Origin of the sequence: Kocuria sp. APC 4018 (genome assembly GCF_030407675.1) — a bacterium.
Taxonomy (GTDB): domain Bacteria; phylum Actinomycetota; class Actinomycetes; order Actinomycetales; family Micrococcaceae; genus Kocuria; species Kocuria rhizophila.
The window spans coordinates 19,118-36,183 of sequence record NZ_JASDCY010000023.1 but is presented as its reverse complement, the minus strand read 5'-3'; the positions used below and the strand labels follow the sequence as shown (position 1 = coordinate 36,183).

General features: G+C 68.0%; 14 protein-coding genes. 5 read left to right on the top strand and 9 right to left on the bottom strand.

What is annotated here, in order from left to right; all coding sequences use genetic code 11:
• Positions 1 to 104: 104 nt before the first annotated feature.
• The 4 genes from QL985_RS06160 (at position 105) to QL985_RS06145 (ending at position 4,426) form a co-directional block, all read left to right on the top strand.
• A complete protein-coding gene (locus QL985_RS06160) occupies positions 105 to 743 on the top strand; it encodes a heme-copper oxidase subunit III (protein ID WP_144801559.1) in 639 nt (212 codons plus the stop codon).
• Positions 744 to 802: 59 nt separating this feature from the next.
• Complete coding sequence (locus tag QL985_RS06155; protein ID WP_019309217.1) at positions 803 to 1,594, top strand: cytochrome c; 792 nt, start codon at positions 803 to 805, stop codon at positions 1,592 to 1,594.
• Positions 1,595 to 1,664: 70 nt separating this feature from the next.
• On the top strand, positions 1,665 to 2,759 hold the full coding sequence (locus QL985_RS06150) for a Rieske 2Fe-2S domain-containing protein (RefSeq protein WP_186319700.1): 1,095 nt from the start codon (positions 1,665 to 1,667) through the stop codon (positions 2,757 to 2,759).
• Positions 2,759 to 4,426, top strand: coding sequence for a ubiquinol-cytochrome c reductase cytochrome b subunit (locus tag QL985_RS06145; RefSeq protein WP_144801553.1), 1,668 nt, complete (start codon positions 2,759 to 2,761; stop codon positions 4,424 to 4,426). The genes QL985_RS06150 and QL985_RS06145 overlap by 1 nt, the downstream gene beginning before the upstream one ends.
• Positions 4,427 to 6,008: 1,582 nt before the next feature.
• Here QL985_RS06145 and QL985_RS06140 read toward each other — a convergent pair.
• The 5 genes from QL985_RS06140 to QL985_RS06120 form a co-directional block, all read right to left on the bottom strand.
• A complete protein-coding gene (locus QL985_RS06140; RefSeq protein ID WP_019309220.1) occupies positions 6,009 to 6,413 on the bottom strand; it encodes a cytochrome c oxidase subunit 4 in 405 nt (134 codons plus the stop codon).
• Positions 6,410 to 8,131 carry a cytochrome c oxidase subunit I gene (gene ctaD / locus QL985_RS06135; protein ID WP_047978861.1) on the bottom strand — a complete coding sequence of 574 codons (1,722 nt, stop codon included), beginning with the start codon at positions 8,129 to 8,131 and terminating at the stop codon, positions 6,410 to 6,412. The genes QL985_RS06140 and ctaD overlap by 4 nt, the downstream gene beginning before the upstream one ends.
• Before the next feature lie 10 nt (positions 8,132 to 8,141).
• Positions 8,142 to 8,948 (bottom strand): cytochrome c oxidase subunit II, encoded by an 807-nt coding sequence (gene coxB, locus QL985_RS06130; RefSeq protein WP_259906452.1) that lies wholly within the window; start codon positions 8,946 to 8,948, stop codon positions 8,142 to 8,144.
• Between the two features lie 394 nt (positions 8,949 to 9,342).
• Positions 9,343 to 9,711: an iron-sulfur cluster assembly accessory protein gene (locus QL985_RS06125; protein ID WP_259921359.1), complete on the bottom strand. Its 369-nt coding sequence runs from the start codon at positions 9,709 to 9,711 to the stop codon at positions 9,343 to 9,345.
• Positions 9,712 to 9,795: 84 nt separating this feature from the next.
• Positions 9,796 to 11,208: a dipeptidase gene (locus tag QL985_RS06120; RefSeq protein WP_102613298.1), complete on the bottom strand. Its 1,413-nt coding sequence runs from the start codon at positions 11,206 to 11,208 to the stop codon at positions 9,796 to 9,798.
• An 80-nt stretch (positions 11,209 to 11,288) separates the two neighbouring features.
• On the opposite strand from QL985_RS06120, the gene QL985_RS06115 reads away from it, so the two are divergent.
• Entirely contained in the window at positions 11,289 to 11,906 is a 618-nt protein-coding gene (locus QL985_RS06115) for a DUF3043 domain-containing protein (RefSeq protein WP_029603120.1), read from the top strand.
• A gap of 75 nt (positions 11,907 to 11,981) precedes the next feature.
• Here the strand turns inward: QL985_RS06115 and QL985_RS06110 are convergent, their stop codons facing one another.
• From QL985_RS06110 to leuA, 4 genes are all read right to left on the bottom strand, one after another.
• Entirely contained in the window at positions 11,982 to 13,076 is a 1,095-nt protein-coding gene (locus QL985_RS06110; protein WP_019309226.1) for a quinone-dependent dihydroorotate dehydrogenase, read from the bottom strand.
• Between the two features lie 164 nt (positions 13,077 to 13,240).
• Entirely contained in the window at positions 13,241 to 14,032 is a 792-nt protein-coding gene (locus QL985_RS06105) for an isoprenyl transferase (protein WP_019309227.1), read from the bottom strand.
• Positions 14,033 to 14,103: 71 nt separating this feature from the next.
• Positions 14,104 to 14,895, bottom strand: coding sequence for a DNA repair protein RecO (recO, locus tag QL985_RS06100; RefSeq protein ID WP_259918964.1), 792 nt, complete (start codon positions 14,893 to 14,895; stop codon positions 14,104 to 14,106).
• A gap of 290 nt (positions 14,896 to 15,185) precedes the next feature.
• A complete protein-coding gene (gene leuA, locus QL985_RS06095; RefSeq protein WP_259918966.1) occupies positions 15,186 to 16,937 on the bottom strand; it encodes a 2-isopropylmalate synthase in 1,752 nt (583 codons plus the stop codon).
• Between the last annotated feature and the right edge of the window lie 129 nt (positions 16,938 to 17,066).

Below are 17,066 nucleotides of genomic sequence, written 5' to 3'. Positions count from 1 at the left end.
GCGGCCCCCAACAGCCCTCCCCCGCCGGCCCGATGCTGCGACACGGTGGGCCCCCGAGGCCCAGATGGTTGGTCCGCCGGAAGTTTTGGCGACATAATGTCTCTGTGACAACTGCGACTCATACCCCAGCCAAACCGGTGGGTGCGAGCATCACTCGCCCCAACCTCACCTCCGTGGGCACCATCGTGTGGTTGTCCTCCGAAGTGATGTTCTTCGCCGGACTCTTTGCCATGTACTTCACGCTGCGCGCCACCTCACCCGAGGTGTGGGCGGAGAACACCGAAGTGCTCAACGTCCCCATGGCGTCGGTCAACACCCTGATCCTCGTGCTCAGCTCCGTGACGTGCCAGTTCGGCGTGTTCGCCGCCGAGCGGCTCCAGCCCCGGCGCACCGGCGGCCTGTTCCAGGTCTCCAAGTGGGGCCTCACCGAGTGGTTCGCGCTGACCTTCCTCATGGGTGCCGTCTTCGTGTCCGTGCAGGTCTACGAATACGCCTCCCTGGTGGCCGAGGGCGTCACCATCTCGGCCAGCGCCTACGGCTCTGCCTTCTACATCACCACCGGCTTCCACGCGCTGCACGTGACCGGCGGTCTGATTGCATTCCTCTTCATCATCGGCCGCGCCTTCGTCGCCAAGCGCTTCGGCCACTACGAGGCCACCTCGGCCATCGTGGTGTCCTACTACTGGCACTTCGTCGACGTGGTCTGGATCGTCCTGTTCTTCCTGGTCTACTTCATCAAGTAGTCCACCTCCGGACCATCCGCCCCTCCCTGATCTAGAACCGAGTAAAAGGAACGTTTGACGTGAAGGCACTCTCACAAAAGCGCCGCCATCCTCTGGCAGCCCTCGCGCTGCTGGTCATGGCTTTGCTTCTGACCGGTGGACTCTACGCAGTTGCCACAACCACCAATGAAGCCAAGGCCGAGACCACCAGCTACTCGGCTCAGGACGTCCAGGAGGGCGAGAAGCTCTTCCAGGCCAACTGCTCCACGTGCCACGGCATGCAGGCCCAGGGCAGCGACTCCGGCCCGTCCCTGATCGGCGTTGGCGCCGCCGCCGTTGACTTCCAGGTCGGCACTGGCCGCATGCCCATGCAGATGCAGGGCCCCCAGGCCCCGGTCAAGCCCGAGCAGTTCAGCCAGGAGCAGACCGACCAGCTCGCGGCGTACGTCGCCTCCCTCGGCGCCGGCCCCACGGTTCCCGAGGAGGAGTACCTCGACATCGCGGAGGGCGACTCCGCCAACGGCGCCAAGGTCTTCCTGGCCAACTGCGCAATGTGCCACAACGCTGCGGGCCAGGGCGGCGCGCTGACGCGCGGCAAGTACGCTCCCTCCCTCATGGGCGTCAGCGAGAAGCACATCTACGAGGCCATGCAGACCGGCCCGCAGAACATGCCGGTGTTCAACGACGCCAACATCACCCCCGAGGAGAAGCAGGACGTCATCACGTACCTCAAGACCCTCGACAACAACACCACGGTGGGCGGCTTCAGCCTCGGTTCGCTGGGCCCCGTCTCCGAGGGCCTCTTCATCTGGACCATCGGCCTGGTCGTGGTGATCGGCTTCACCGTCTGGCTGACCTCCCGCTCCGCCTGAGAGCACCCGTCGGCCCCGAGCCGGCACCCAAGACACTATTCACAGCACCAAGAGAAGAATGAGGGACCACATGGGCGACCATCGTGACGGCACTCCCCACAAGAGCGGGGCGGTTGTCACCTCGGACGGAGCGGACCTGGATCAGTTCCCCAATCCGGGGCTTCCCCCGCACCGTCCCCGTGTGACGGACGTAGACCCCAAGGCGGCCAAGCGAGCCGAGCACCAGGTTGTCCTGCTGTTCCTGCTCTCCATCATCGGCTCCGTGATCTTCTTCGTGGGGTACTTCGGCGTCCGCGTGGACGGCCCGCTGTACGACGCGGTGAACACCGAGCCCACCTCCCAGCTGCGCCTGCAGAACCTGCTGCTGGGCCTGGGCATCGCGCTCGGAATGTTCGGCATCGGCATCGGCGTGGTCCACTGGGCCCGCACCCTGATGCCCGACCACGAGATCGTGGAGATGCGTCACGACATCCGCACCGAGGAGCAGCGCGCCGAGGCGCAGAGCATCCTCAACACGATCTACGACGAGTCCGGTGTGAAGCGTCGTCCCCTGCTGCGCAACACCCTGATCGGTGCGGCCGTCCTGATGCCCCTCCCCTTCGTCGGACTGCTCAAGGACCTCGGCCCCACCGACCTCAAGGTTCTGCGCCACACCATGTGGGACGAGGGCGTCCGTCTGGTGCGCGACCCCTCCGGGACCCCCATCAAGGCCTCGGACGTCACCCTGGGCTCCGCGTTCCACGTGATCCCCGAGAACCTCACGAGCCTCGGCCACGAAGAGGGCTACCTCGACGAGAAGGCCAAGGCTGTGGTGCTCCTCATGCGTCTGGACCCGGACCAGGTCAACGTGTCCGAGGACCGCAAGGACTGGAACGTGGACGGCATCTTCGCCTACTCGAAGGTCTGCACCCACGTGGGCTGCCCCATCGCCCTGTACGAGCAGCACACGCACCACCTGCTGTGCCCGTGCCACCAGTCCACGTTCGACCTCACGAACGAGTGTGAGGTCATCTTCGGCCCGGCGTCCCGCCCCCTGCCGCAGCTGCCCATTTCCGTTGATTCCGACGGCTACCTCGTTGCCCGTAGCGACTTCCACGAACCCGTGGGACCCACCTACTCCCAGCGCGGTTTCGCCGTCAAAGACATGCAGGATGAGGCGAACTGATGTCCACATCTACTGACTTCGAATACCGTCCCACCACTCACACCGGGCGCATCGCCAACTTCGTGGACACCCGCGTGGGCGGCTCCTCGATCGTGAAGGAGTTCGGCCGGAAGGTCTTCCCCGACCACTGGTCCTTCATGTTCGGCGAGGTCGCGCTGTACAGCTTCGTCATTCTGCTGCTGTCCGGCACGTTCCTGGCCCTGTGGTTCGACCCGACCATGACGTCCACCGAGTACACCGGCAGCTACGTGCCCATGCAGGGCGTGGAGATGTCCGGCGCGTACGCCTCCACCCTGGACATCTCCTTCGACATCCGCGGCGGGCTGTTCCTGCGCCAGCTGCACCACTGGTCCGCGCTGCTCTTCGTGATGGCGCTGTCCGTGCACATGCTCCGCGTGTTCTTCACCGGTGCCTTCCGTCGCCCCCGTGAGCTGAACTGGGTCGTGGGCTGCGTGCTGTTCATCCTGGCGATCGTGGCCGGCTTCTCCGGCTACTCCCTCCCGGACGACGTGCTCTCCGGAAACGGCCTGCGCATTGCCGATGCCATCGCCAAGTCCATCCCCGTGGTGGGCACCTACATCTCGATGTTCATGTTCGGCGGCGAGTTCCCGGGTGACGCGATCATCGGCCGCCTGTACATCGTCCACGTGCTGATCATCCCCGCGCTCATCCTCATGATGATCGTGGTCCACCTCTTCATGGTGGTCGTGCACAAGCACACCCAGTTCCCCGGCCCGGGGCGCACGGAGGACAACGTGGTGGGCTTCCCCGTGGGCCCGGTCTACGCGGCCAAGGCCGGTGGGTTCTTCTTCATCGTCTTCGGCATCCTGGCGCTGATGGCCGGCACCACCACCATCAACGCGATCTGGAACTACGGTCCCTACGATCCCTCCCCCGTGCAGGCCGGCTCGCAGCCTGACTGGTACATGGGCTTCTCCGACGGTGGCTTGCGCCTCATGCCCGGCTCGTGGCCCTTCTCCTGGGAGGTGGACATCTTCGGGATCGTCCTCCCCCTGGCCATCCTGCTGCCGCTGATTCCCATGGCCGCCATGTTCGGTGCCATGTTCGCGTGGCCGTGGATCGAGCGCTGGGTGACCCGCGACGACCGCGTGCACAACATCCTGGACCGTCCCCGCAACGCGCCGTTCCGCACGGCCGTTGGTGCGGCAGGCGTGACGTTCTACGCCGTCCAGATGATTGCCGCCTCCGGTGACCTCATCGCGACCCACTTCCACCTGGCCGTGAACGACGTCATCTACTGGCTGCGCGCGCTGTACTTCCTCGGCCCCATCCTGGCGTTCATCATCGTGCGCCGGTTCTGCCTGTCGCTGCAGCGCAAGGACCGCGAGATCGTCCTGCACGGCCGCGAGTCCGGTCGCATCCAGGCGCTCCCCCACGGTGAGTTCGTGGAGGTCCACGAACCGCTCGACGAGTACCGCCGCTACAAGCTGGTGGACTTCGAGGACCGTCAGGTGCAGCCCGCCCGTGCGAACGCGAAGGGCAAGATCACGTCCTCCGAGAAGATGCGTGGCCGCCTGAGCCGGTTCTTCTTCGAGGACCGTGTGGCCCCCGTGACTCCGGCGGAGCTTGAGGCCGCACACGGTCACCACGGTGAGGAGCCGGTGTCCGTGGGCGCCGGATCGCACTCGGCGCAGATCGAGAAGTAGCCAGATAAGGGCCAGCACCCGTTTGGCTGAGGGCCCGTGGAGATCTTCGGATCTCCACGGGCCCTCTCTCTGTCTGCAGATTCTTGAGACGCCACCGCGGAGGGTAGGTGCTGGTCTGGTCATAGAGGATCTTCCGCGGTGCAAACTTCGGCAGAGGCCACGAGACTGCCACGCCCGCAGCGCCGGGCTTCATCGGATGTTGTCCCCACGCGCCGACACCACGCCCCGGCCCGGACGCACCCATGCGCTCGGTCGGGACGCACCGCGCCCCTGCCGGACTGCCACCAGCCACCTGGGGTCACCACGACCGCGCGCTCCAGCGCGGATGGAACGGCGTGCCCCGGCCGTACCGCCGGCTAGGGGGCCCACGGCAGTAAGCCTTCCAGCTCACTGAACCTGGCCTTCGCGTCACAGAGGATGAGAGCCGGCCCCCAGCTGACTAAAGCGGGCCCGCACATTGCGGAGTACAACAGCCGCCCCCCCAGCTCATCGACGCTGGCCTCCACGTCACGGAGGAGGAAAGCTGACCTCCCAGCGCATCGACGCTAGTCCTCGCGTCACGAGGAACATCGCCGGCCAGAGGGCAGGAGCCATGGAGGCAGGGGATCACTCCCCAACCTCCTGTCGAGATCCCCGCTGGTTGGGAAGAGTTTCGCAGCATGGGCATGCACGGGCGCGCCCTGGGGGCCTCAGAGAGCAATCCACGAACTCATGGGCACGACCGCCCTGCACGGGCCCCACCACTCGGTCAGGCGCTCATACTTCTCCCCTGCGCTTGACGCCGCGGGTCTGCGGGGTCCGATTCCCCCGCTGTACGGTCCACTGCGCCTCGTCGCCCAGGCACGCCGACTACGGACGAAGCGCAGCGCCTTCAGCGTTCTGCTGAGGCAGTCGGAGCCTGTACCGCGAAAGCTCCAGCCCTGTGCGTGCCGGACGGATCAGAACCGTCGCAGCCGGGTTGCCTAACTGGCGGTTGATGAGGTTCCCGAGTTGCCGGCCTATGGGTCTATCGATCCATCGGGCTGCCGAGCGGTCGGGCCATCGTGGGGCCGGTCATCGAGCTCCCGAAGTGCCGGGGAGCCGAGGTACCGAGAGACATCGTGCACCGCCCGACGTGGCCTCTGGCGCACTAGGATGCGGGACACGGTGGCAACCTCTGGTCATGGACCTAGAGGAGACGGGTGAGAGAACCGTCTGACGATGAGGCACGGGGCCTTCAGAACGCGCTCAGGCGCTGCAGGACGCCCGGTTCAGGCTAGGAGGGGCCAACATGGCTCCACGGGCCACACGGACGCCGGTACGAGCCTCTCCGTGGGGACCCATCATCCGTGGCCTCATCACAGGCGCAGACTCCCACGGACGGGTCCCCGAGTGGCTGCCCGGTGGATAACCCGGTGCCGGTCTGCCTTCCCCCTCCCCTTTCACTTCCACGGAGCCGGTCCTGACGTCACGAGGCCTGCTCGGGGTAAGCGGTCGACGGACAGCCCCGATGCAGCCGTACGGATAACGACCGTGAACGTGAAGGAGCCCGCACCATCCGAAGATGGTGCGGGCTCCTTGAGTAAACCTCAAACGCCTGACCTCAGTGGGCGTGGTCCCCACGGCTGTGCTCGAACACGAGTCCGAGCAGACCGAGCAGTGCCACGGGGACAGCAAGTCCCACGATCCACCAGTCGATGGCCAGAGCGGTTACGAACAGCGCGCAACCGAGGCCGAGCAGCAGCGGCCACCAGCTCCACGGGGAGAAGGCGCCGTACTCGCCGGACATCTCCACGATCTCGCCGTCCTCGCGGTCCTCCGGGAGCGTGCCCCCGGTGGAGCGCTGGACGAGCCAGAGGTACACCACGAGCATGAAGCTCATGGCCGCGACCGCCAGCAGAGCCGGGAAACCGGCGAGCTCCTGGAAGTCCGTGACGTAGCCGTACACGAACCCGACCACGGTGCAGAAGACACCGAGCATCAGGAAGGTCTTGATAGTCGTGCTCATCGTCCGTTCCTTCCGCTGCCGCCGACCAGGGGGGTCTCGGCATCATACTGCTGGCTCGAGAACGCGGAGAGCTCCGGGTGGTGGAGATCCAGCGCGGGACGCTCGGAACGGATCCGAGGCAGCGAGGTGAAGTTGTGGCGCGGGGGCGGGCAAGAGGTCGCCCACTCGAGGGAACCGCCGAAGCCCCACGGGTCGTCCACCTCCACCTTCTTGGCATTGCGGTGGGTGGTGTACACGTTCCAGAAGAACGGAATCATGGACACGCCCAGCAGCATGGAGCCGATGGTGGAGAACTGGTTCATCCAGGTGAACCCGTCCTCGGGCAGGTAGTCCGCGTACCGGCGGGGCATGCCGTCCACGCCCAGCCAGTGCTGGATCAGGAAGGTCATGTGGAAGCCAACGAACAGCAGCCAGAAGTGGATCTTGCCGATCCGCTCGTTGAGCATCTTGCCGGTGAACTTGGGCCACCAGAAGTAGAAGCCGGCGAACATGCCGAACACGATGGTTCCGAAGATCACGTAGTGGAAGTGCGCGACCACGAAGTAGGTGTCCGACACGTGGAAGTCCAGCGGCGGCGTGGCCAGGATGATGCCGGTCAGACCACCGAACAGGAACGTGAACAGGAAGCCCAGCACCCACAGGATGGGCGTCTCGAAGGTGAGCGATCCCTGCCACATGGTGCCGATCCAGTTGAAGAACTTCACGCCGGTGGGGACCGCGATCATCATGGTCATGAAGGAGAAGAACCCGAGGGCCACGGCACCGGTGACGTACATGTGGTGTGCCCACACGGTCACGGACAGGGCCGCGATCGCGATGGAGGCGAAGACCAGGCCCTTGTACCCGAAGATCGGCTTGCGGGAGAACACTGGGATGATCTCCGAGACGATGCCGAAGAACGGCAGCGCGAGCACATAGACCTCGGGGTGGCCGAAGAACCAGAAAAGGTGCTGCCACAGGATGGCGCCACCGTTCTCCGGGTCGAAGATGTGGCCACCCAGGCGACGGTCCATGCCCAGCGCGAACAGCGCGGAGGCCAGCGGCGGGAAGACCATGATGACCAGCATGGAGGTGATCAGCGTGGTCCAGGTGAACACGGACATGCGCCACATGGTCATGCCGGGCGCGCGCATGCACACGATGGTGGTGATGAAGTTGACCGCACCGAGGATGGTGCCGAAGCCCTGCAGGCCGAGGCCGAAGACCCAGAGGTCACCACCGACACCCGGACTGAACGTGGTGCTGTTCAAGGGCGCGTAGGCGAACCAGCCGAAGGAGGCGGCGCCCTGTGGGGAGAGGAAGCCCGACACCGCGATCAGCGAGCCGAACAGGAAGAACCAGAACGACAGCGCGTTCAGTCGCGGGAACGCCACGTCCGGTGCGCCCAGCTGCAGGGGCACGATGACGTTGGCGAAGCCGATGAACAGCGGGGTGCCGAACATCAGCAGCATGATCGTGCCGTGCATGGTGAACAGCTGGTTGTACTGTTCCTTGGTCTCCAGGATCTGCATGCCGGGCTGGAAGAGCTCGGCGCGGATGAGCAGCGCCATGACGCCGCCCGCGCAGAAGAAGATGAACGAGGAGATCAGGTACATGTACCCGATCGTCTTGTGGTCCGTGGAGGTGAGCCAGTTGACGATCACCCGGCCCTTGGAGCGTGGGACAACGCGGGGTGCGGCTGCTGCCGCGTCGTCCCGCGAATATTCGAGCGTAGACATTGCCTATCCCCTAGTTGTTGGAGGTTGCGTTCTGATTGGGATTGCGGTTGTACTCGTCGCCCACGAGGCCGGTGTTGCCCTCGTCGCGCAGCTTCTGCATCTGGGCGTCGTACTCCTCCTGGCTCACGACGGCCACGTTGAAGAGCATCTCCGAGTGGTACTCACCGCACAGCTCCGCGCACTTGCCGGCGAAGGTGCCTTCGTGGCCGGTGGTGAAGCTCATGTAGTTGGTGCGGCCCGGGATCATGTCGATCTTCTCAAGGAAGGCCGGGACCCAGAACGAGTGGATGACGTCACGGGAGGTGATCTCCAGCTCCACCTCGCTGTTGGCGGGGAGGTAGAGGGTGGGCAGCGTCTCCTCGACGCCCGGCTCACCGGTGAGGTGTGCCTGGACGCCCTGGTAGTGGACGTCGTCGTCCACGTAGTTGAAGTCCCACGCCCACTGCTTGCCGTAGACCTGGATCTTGGTGTCCGGGTTCTCGAAGCGGTCCGTGATCTCGGTCTGGGCGCGGAAGGAGAAGAAGAACAGGGTCACGATCATGGCGATCGGGACGATGGTGTAGAAGATCTCCAGCGGCGCGTTGTACGCGAGCTGGCGAGGGTAGCCCGTCTCGTTCTTGCGCCGGCGGTAGGCCACCATGCACCAGAGCATGAGGCCCCACACGACGAGACCGACGGCCAGGGCCGCGACCCACGAGCCGATCCACAGGTCCATGATCAGATCGGCGTTGTCGGTGGTGCCACGTTCGGTGGGCAGGAAGCCCACCTCGACCTGCTCCGAGCACGCGGTGAGCGAGATCGTCGCCAGGACTGCCACTGCCGAGAGCTTCAGCTTCCGACCGCGGCGGCTGCCGGTTCGAGTTTGCGAACTCACAGACGGCCCTTCCTCTTCTGTACGTGGGCTCGGCGTCGGTCCTGCGCGTGGGCACAGAGGACACGTTGCCCGTTAATGGTTCTCCCTGGGAAGCTTACCCCTCACCCCCTCGATGTGCTGACTCTGTGTCAGCGCGCCGTGTCGTGCCCGCCACGGGGCGGTGTCCCGCTCCCCCGGGCCACGCGGCGTCGTCGTGCGCGTGCGGGGGCAGGGGTCCGCTCGCCCGGTGGAGCCGGCGCGGGGGCGTCACGGGGTGCCGTGGCCGAGGTGTGCGGGCACGGAAAAGGGGTGCGCCGGGCCCGTCAGGCCCTGCGCACCCCTTCGCGACGGCGTGGTCCTAGTGGAAGCTGTCCCCGCACGCGCAGGAACCCTGCGCATTGGGGTTGTCGATCGAGAAGCCCTGCTTGGAGATGGTGTCCTCGAAGTCCACGGTGGAGCCGCTGAGGTACGGGACGCTCATCTTGTCCACGATGACCTCCACGCCGCCGAAGTCGCGGAGGTGGTCCCCGTCCAGGACCCGCTCGTCGAAGTACAGCTGGTAGATCAGCCCGGAGCAGCCGCCGGGCTGCACCGCGACGCGCAGGCGCAGGTCCGTGCGGCCCTCCTGCTCGAGGAGGTCCCGGACCTTCTGCGCGGCGTTGTCGGTGAGCAGGACCTCGTGGGCGGGCAGGTCCTGGGTGGTCTCGTTGTCCGTGGTGACGCTCATGGTGCTCGCTTTCTGTGCGACCCGGGGGCCTACCCCTGAGTGCGGTTCAACGGTTCTGCGGGTGGAACGCGGTGGTGCGCGGAATCATTCCGCTGCGCCGCGCCCCTGTTCGGCGAGGGCGGTGAGGACCAGGGCCTCGGCCGTCACGGCGTGCAGGAAGTCCCCGATGTGCAGGGACTCGTTGGCGCTGTGGGCGCGCGTGTCCGGGTCCTCGATGCCGGTGATCAGGATCTGCGCGTCCGGGTAGGCCTCCGTGAGCGTGGCGGTGAACGGGATCGATCCGCCCATCCCGGCGGTCACGGCCGGACGTCCCCAGGCCTGCTCGAAGGCCCACAGCGCGATCTGCGAGCTCACGGCGGTGTCGTCCGCGCGGAACGACGGCCCGGCCTCCTCGACCTCGAACGTCACGTGCGCACCGAGCGGAGCGTGCTCCAGCACGTGCGTGCGCAGTGCCTCGGCGGCTTCCTTGGGGTCCTGCCCGGGGGCCACGCGCAGGCTGAGCTTGGCGCGGGCGCTGGCCGCGATCGTGTTGGAGGCGTGGTCCACGTCCGTGACGTCGATGCCGGTCACGGAGATGGCGGGCTGGGTCCAGATCCGGGAGGAGATGGAGCCGCGCCCGGCCAGCTGCACGCCGTCGAGCACGCCGGCGTCCGCGCGGAAGCGGGCCTCGTCGTAGTCCACGTCCGTGGCGTCCTCGCTCAGCAGCCCGGCCACGGCCACGGCACCGTCGTCGTCGTGCAGCGTGGCGATCAGTCGGGACAGCAGCGTGGGCGCATCCAGGACGGGACCGCCGAACATGCCGGAGTGCACCGCGTGGTCCAGCGCGCTGATCTCCACGATCCCACCGACGACGCCGCGCAGCGTGGTGGTCAGGGCGGGGACGCCGACCTCCCAGTTGGCGGAGTCCGCGATCACGATGACGTCCGCGGCGAGCTTGTCCTTGTGGGCCGCCAGGAAGGCCTCGAAACCGGGCGAGCCGGCCTCCTCCTCACCCTCGACGAACACGGTGATTCCCAGTCCGGGCTCCTCACCGTGGTGCTCGAAGAACGCCCGGAGCGCTCCGACGTGGGCCATCACTCCGGCCTTGTCGTCGGCCGCGCCGCGACCCCACAGACGTCCGTCCTTCTCCACGGCCTCGAAGGGCTCGGTGTTCCACAGCTCCCGCCTGCCCGGGGGCTGCACGTCGTGGTGGGCGTACAGCAGGATCGTGGGGTGCCCCGGAGCCGCGGCCCGGCGCGCGACGACGGCCGGGTGGCCCGCGTCGTCCGGCGACGGCACGCGCAGCACCTCCACGCTGTCGAACGGCAGACCGCGCAGGAGGGCTGCGACGGCCTCGGCGCTGCGGTCCAGGTCGGCGGCGTCGAACGAGTCCCAGGCGATGCCGGGAATCGCGACGAGTTCACCGAGCTCGCCGAGCAGCGTGGCGCGGGAGCTCTCCACGCTCGCCCGGAGGGCCTCGACGGTGTCGGAACTGGGACGTGTGAAGTCTGTGCTCATGGGCCCAGCCTAACGGCGCCGACCGCGAGGTGGCAGGTCGCACGCGCGGAGCCCGCCCGGGACTCCGTTAGGCTGGTCGGGTGTTTGGACGCAGGAAGACAGAAGAATCCACGGGTTCCACCGCCGTGCGCGCCACGGCCGTGACCGAGGCCGCCGAGACCCCGGACCGCGGCGGGCAGCCCGCCGACGGCCGCAAGGGCCGCCCCACGCCCACCCGCCGGGAGCAGGAGGCCGCGCGTCGTCGCCCCCTGGTTCCCGAGGACCGCAAGGCCGCCAAGGCGGAGTCCAAGCAGGCCGAGCGCCAGCGCCGCGCGCAGGCCCAGGCCGGCATGGCCGCCGGGGACGAGCGCTATCTGGGTCCGCGGGACGCGGGACCCCAGCGCCGCTTCGCGCGCGACTGGGTGGACGCCCGGTTCAACGTGGGCGAGTACGTGCTGATCTTCCTGCTGCTCGTGTTCCTCATCCTCTTCCTGCCGGTGCAGTCCCTGGCCATGACCCTGATCTGGGTCGTGTACGGGTACGTGGCGCTGAGCATCATCGACGCCGTGATCATGTCCCAGCGCATGCACAAAGCCATGCAGCGCAAGTTCGGCACCGTGCAGCGGGGCACACGCTGGTACGCGTCCATGCGAGCGTTCACGATCCGCCGGCTGCGCCTTCCCAAGCCGCAGGTGCGGCGGGGCGAACGTCCCGAGTGACGCCCGAACTCGAACGACAGGGGCCCGGACCACGGTGGTGGTCCGGGCCCCTGTCCTTCGCCGGGGCGGCGACGATCAGCGGGTGGTGCGCCGGGCCGCGCGCCGCAGGCCCTTGTTGATCCGTGCGGCCCAGAACGGCCCCTCGTAGAGGAACGCGGTGTACCCCTGCACGAGGGAGGCACCAGCATCCAGGCGCTCCACGACGTCCTCCGCCGTGGTGACACCGCCCACCGAGACGAGCACCAGACGGTCCCCCACGTGCGCCTTCAGCAGCCGGAGCACCTCGAGGGAGCGCCGACGCAGCGGGGCACCCGACAGGCCACCGGCACCGCAGCGCACGACCTCGTCCTGCTCCGTGGTCAGTCCCAGCCCGTCACGGGCGATCGTGGTGTTGGTGGCCACGATGCCGTCCAGCCCGAGGTCCATGGCCAGGTCCGCCACGGCGAGCACGTCCTCGTCCGCCAGGTCCGGGGCGATCTTCACCAGCAGCGGCACCCGCCGGGAGGTGACACGGTCCGCCTCGGCGCGCACGGCACGCAGCAACGGCCGGAGGGAGTCCAGCTCCTGGAGCTGACGCAGCCCGGGGGTGTTGGGCGAGGACACGTTGACCACCAGGTAGTCCGCGTAGGGGGCCAGCAAGCGCGTGCTGCGCACGTAGTCCTCGGTGGCGTGCTCCAGCTCCACCGCCTTGGTCTTGCCGATGTTCACGCCCACCACGGGACGACGCCGCCCGGTCCGGGCCGCCTCCTGCGCCAGGCTCTGCAGCGCAGCCGCCACGCGGGGAGCCACCGCCTGGGCTCCGTCGTTGTTGAAGCCCATCCGGTTGACCACAGCGCGGTCCCGCACGAGCCGGAACAGGCGGGGGCGGGGGTTGCCGGGCTGAGCATGCCCCGTGACCGTGCCGACCTCCACGTGGCCGAAGCCCAGATCGGTGAGGGCGTGAACTCCCGTGGCCCCCTTGTCGAAGCCGGCGGCCAGCCCGAAGGGCGAGGGGAAGGTCAGGCCCATCACGGTCACCTCGTTCCCGGCATCCGGGGCGGTGAACCGCGAGAGCACGCGGCCCAGTCCGCAACGACGGGTCAGCGAGATGCCAGCGAAACCCAGGGTGTGGGCAAGTTCGGGATCCATCCAGGAGAAGGCGGCCTTGAAGAAGGCGGGATACACGCGCATGGGTCCAGTTTCCCACACGGGCTCCGGGCCGAGATCGGTCTGCGTCGGACGGGGAGCCGCGGGAGCCACTGGGTGGCGTGATCGGTGCCCTAGTGCTTCAAGTTTCAGGTGAGTGTCACGGGTTGGCGCTCAAGTTTTGATGAAGACTTCCAGCATTGAGCCCGTCAGGATCCCTCCGGATTCACCGCCTGATCCACCGCTCCCCCGTAGCGCCGGTCCCGCTCCACGTAGTCCTGGACGGCTCGCCACAGCACCCGCCGGTCCATGTCCGGCCAGAGCGCGTCCAGGAACACCAGCTCGGCGTAGGCGGACTGCCAGAGCATGAAATTGGACAGCCGCTGCTCCCCGGAGGACCGGAGGAACATGTCCACGTCCGGCAGCTGCGGCTCGTCCAGGTACCGCTGCACGGTGTCCTCCGTGATGGACCCCGGCTTGAGCAGACCCTCACGGGCGTCACGGGCCATGGCTGCGGCGGCGTCTGCAATCTCCGCCCGGCCGCCGTAGTTCACGCACATGGTCAGCGTGATGACGTCATTGCCCTCCGTTTCGCGCTCGGCGGTCTCCAGCCGCTTGATCACCGAGCCCCACAGCCGCGGGCGTCGCCCGGCCCAGCGGACCCTGATCCCCCACTCCTGGAACGTGGGCAGCTGGCGGGACATCACGTCCCCCGTGAAGTTCATGAGGAAGGCCACCTCGGACGGTGAGCGCTTCCAGTTCTCCGTGGAGAAGGCATATGCGGAGACGTTGGGGATGCCCAGCTCGATGGCACCGGCCACCACGTCCATCAGAGCCCGTTCCCCGGCCCTGTGGCCCTCCGTGCGCGGGAGCCCCCGCTGATTGGCCCACCTGCCGTTGCCGTCCATCACGAGCGCCACGTGCTGGGGAAGAAGGGCGGGGTTGATGTCGGGCGCGGTCTCCCCGCTGGAGTGCGGCGGCGGGGGGCTGAAGCGGTTCACGCGGTGGTCCTCTCGGAGCGACGGTCGGTACTCCCCCACCCTAGGACCTGGCACGGCCCACCCCGTGCGGGTCAGCGGTCTGCGGGGGCCTCCGGTGCTGCGTCCCAGGTTCCCGCTCGCTCCACGAGAGCCAGGGCTCGCACGGTGCGCTCCATGTGCCACTGGACGTAGGTGGCCACGAACCCGGCCGCCGCACGCGCCGTCCGGGGATCGGCGGCGTCGATGGTGGGCCAGTGACCGCGCAGCAGACCGTCCAGCAGCTGGAACGTGGCGTCGCTCGGTGCGGCCGAGCCCGGGGGGCGGCACTGCGGGCACACGGCGCCGCCGAGTGCGGCGGAGAACGACCGGTGGGGCCCGGGAGCACCGCAGCGGGCGCAGTCCACGAAACTCGGCGTCCACCCCGCCAGGGAGACGGCCCGCAGCAGGTACGAGTCGAGGATCCGCCCGGGTTCGTGCATCCCCCGGGCCACCGCCGAGAGCGCTCCGACGAGCAGCCGGTAGTGCTGAGAGGAGGTGTCGCGGTCGTCGGCGGTGAGTTTCTCTGCCGTCTCCGCCATGGCCGCGGCCGCGGTGTAGCTCTCGTAGTCGGAGGCGATCCGCTCCCCGTAGGACCGCTTGCCGATGGCCTGGGACACGATGTCGAGGGTCCGCCCGTGGACCAGCTGCACCTCGGCCACGTTGAACGGCTCGAGGCGGGCCCCGAAACGGGACGTGGTGCGGCGCACGCCCTTGGCCACGGCCCGCACCTGCCCGTGCTCGGCGCTGAGCAGAATCACGATGCGGTCCGCCTCACCCAGCTTGTAGGTGCGCAGCACCACGGCGTCGTCGCGGTAGCTGCGCGAGGCGAAGGTTGAACGGGCCACGCGCGCCATTGTGCCACCCCGCGCGGTGCCCTGGGCGCTGGTCCCGGAGCGCGGCCCGCACGGACGACGCCGCCCCTCGGTCTGCCGGACCGTGGCGGTGCGGTCCGTGCCCCGCCGGGGACCGCTCGGTGCCGGGCCGGTGGCTGCGCCGCGGTCCGGAGCCACCGTCATCCGGAGCCACCGGGGTCCGACGATCCCCGCGGTGCACCGTCGGGGCCCGGCTGTGCTGGCCGGGGCCCCGACGGGCGCGGAACCGCAGCCCCCCGCGAGCCCGGACGGGGACGTCGGGCTCAGTCCTGCTCGGCGCCCTGGGCGTCCCGCACCGCGCGGTTGACGGCCGAGATCACGGCCTTGAGCGATGCACGGGTGGTGTTGCTGTCCATGCCGGCACCCCACAGCACCCGGTCCCCCACCGCCAGCTCCACGTAGCTGGCCGCTTGGGCGTTCGCAGAGGCGGACAGGGTGTGCTCGGTGTAGTCGAGCAGGCGCACGTCCACACCCTCCTGGTTGAACAGGTTGATCAGGGCGTCGATGGGACCGGTGCCCTGCGCGGTGCGCTCGCGGTGCTCACCGCCCACGTCCAGACCGATCTCCAGCACGGTGCCGCCCTCGTCCTCCGCGTGGGTGGAGATGGAGGTGATGCGGTAGTGGCCCCACCGGGAGGTGCCGTCCGTGGTGGGCAGGTACTCGTCCGAGAAGATCTTCCACAGCTGCTGCGCCGAGACCTCGGAACCGGACGTCTCCGTGTACTTCTGCACGGCACCCGAGAACTCGATCTGGGCGCGGCGGGGCAGGTCGATCCCGTACTCGCTCTTGAGCAGGTAGGCCACACCACCCTTGCCGGACTGCGAGTTCACGCGGATCACGGCCTCGTAGCTGCGCCCCACGTCCTTGGGGTCAATGGGCAGGTACGGCACCGCCCACTCGAGGTCGTCCACGCCCACGCCCTGCTGCTCGGCGTCGCGCTGCATGGCCTCGAAGCCCTTCTTGATGGCGTCCTGGTGCGAGCCCGAGAACGCCGTGAACACCAGGTCCCCGCCGTACGGGCTGCGCTCGGGGACGGGCAGCTGGTTGCAGTGCTCCACGGTGCGGCGGATCTCCTCGATGTCCGAGAAGTCGATCTGCGGGTCAACTCCCTGGGTCAGCAGGTTCAGACCCAGGGTCACCAGGTCCACGTTGCCGGTGCGCTCGCCGTTGCCGAACAGGCACCCCTCGATCCGGTCCGCCCCGGCCAGGTAGCCCAGCTCCGCGGCGGCCACACCCGTGCCGCGGTCGTTGTGGGGGTGCAGGGACAGGATGATGTCCTCCCGGTGGTACAGGTGACGGCCCATCCACTCGATGGTGTCCGCGTACACATTGGGGGTGGCCATCTCCACGGTGGCGGGCAGGTTGACGATCATCTGCCGTCCGTCGCCGATCTCGAAGGTCTCGGCCACCTCGTTGCAGATCCGGGCCGCGAAATCCAGCTCGGTGCCGGTGTAGGACTCCGGGGAGTACTCGTACACCACGTTCGTGCCGCTGAGCTGCTCCTCGTACTTGCGGCACAGCCGGGCGCCGGTCAGGGCGATGTCCACGATCCCGTCCATGTCCTGCTGGAACACCACGCGCCGCTGCAGGGTGGAGGTGGAGTTGTAGAGGTGCACGATCGCGTTCTTGGCGCCGTCGATGGCCTCGTAGGTGCGTTCGATCAGGTGCTCCCGGGACTGGGTCAGCACCTGGATCGAGACGTCGTCCGGGATGTGACCGCCCTCCACCAGAGTGCGCACGAAGTCGAAGTCGGTCTGGGACGCGGACGGGAAGCCCACCTCGATCTCCTTGAAGCCCATGCGCACGAGCAGCTGGAACATCCTCAGTTTGCGGTGGGAGTCCATGGGGTCGATCAGGGCCTGGTTGCCGTCCCGCAGGTCCACGGCGCACCAGCGCGGCGCCGTGGTGGCCACCTTGTCCGGCCACGTGCGGTCGGACATGTCGAACGGGAAGTTCTGCTGGTACGGGGTGTACTTGTGGGCGGGCATGCCGGAGGGGCGCTGCAGGTTCTTCACGGGAGGGGCCTTTCGAGCTGTGACGTGGTGGCCGGCACCGGGCGACTCCGCAGCGGGTGCTCGGCCGTCGATCGTTGTGTCAGGCCCCGCTGCGGCACGTAAGCAGGAGTCGCTGCACGTTGGTCCGCA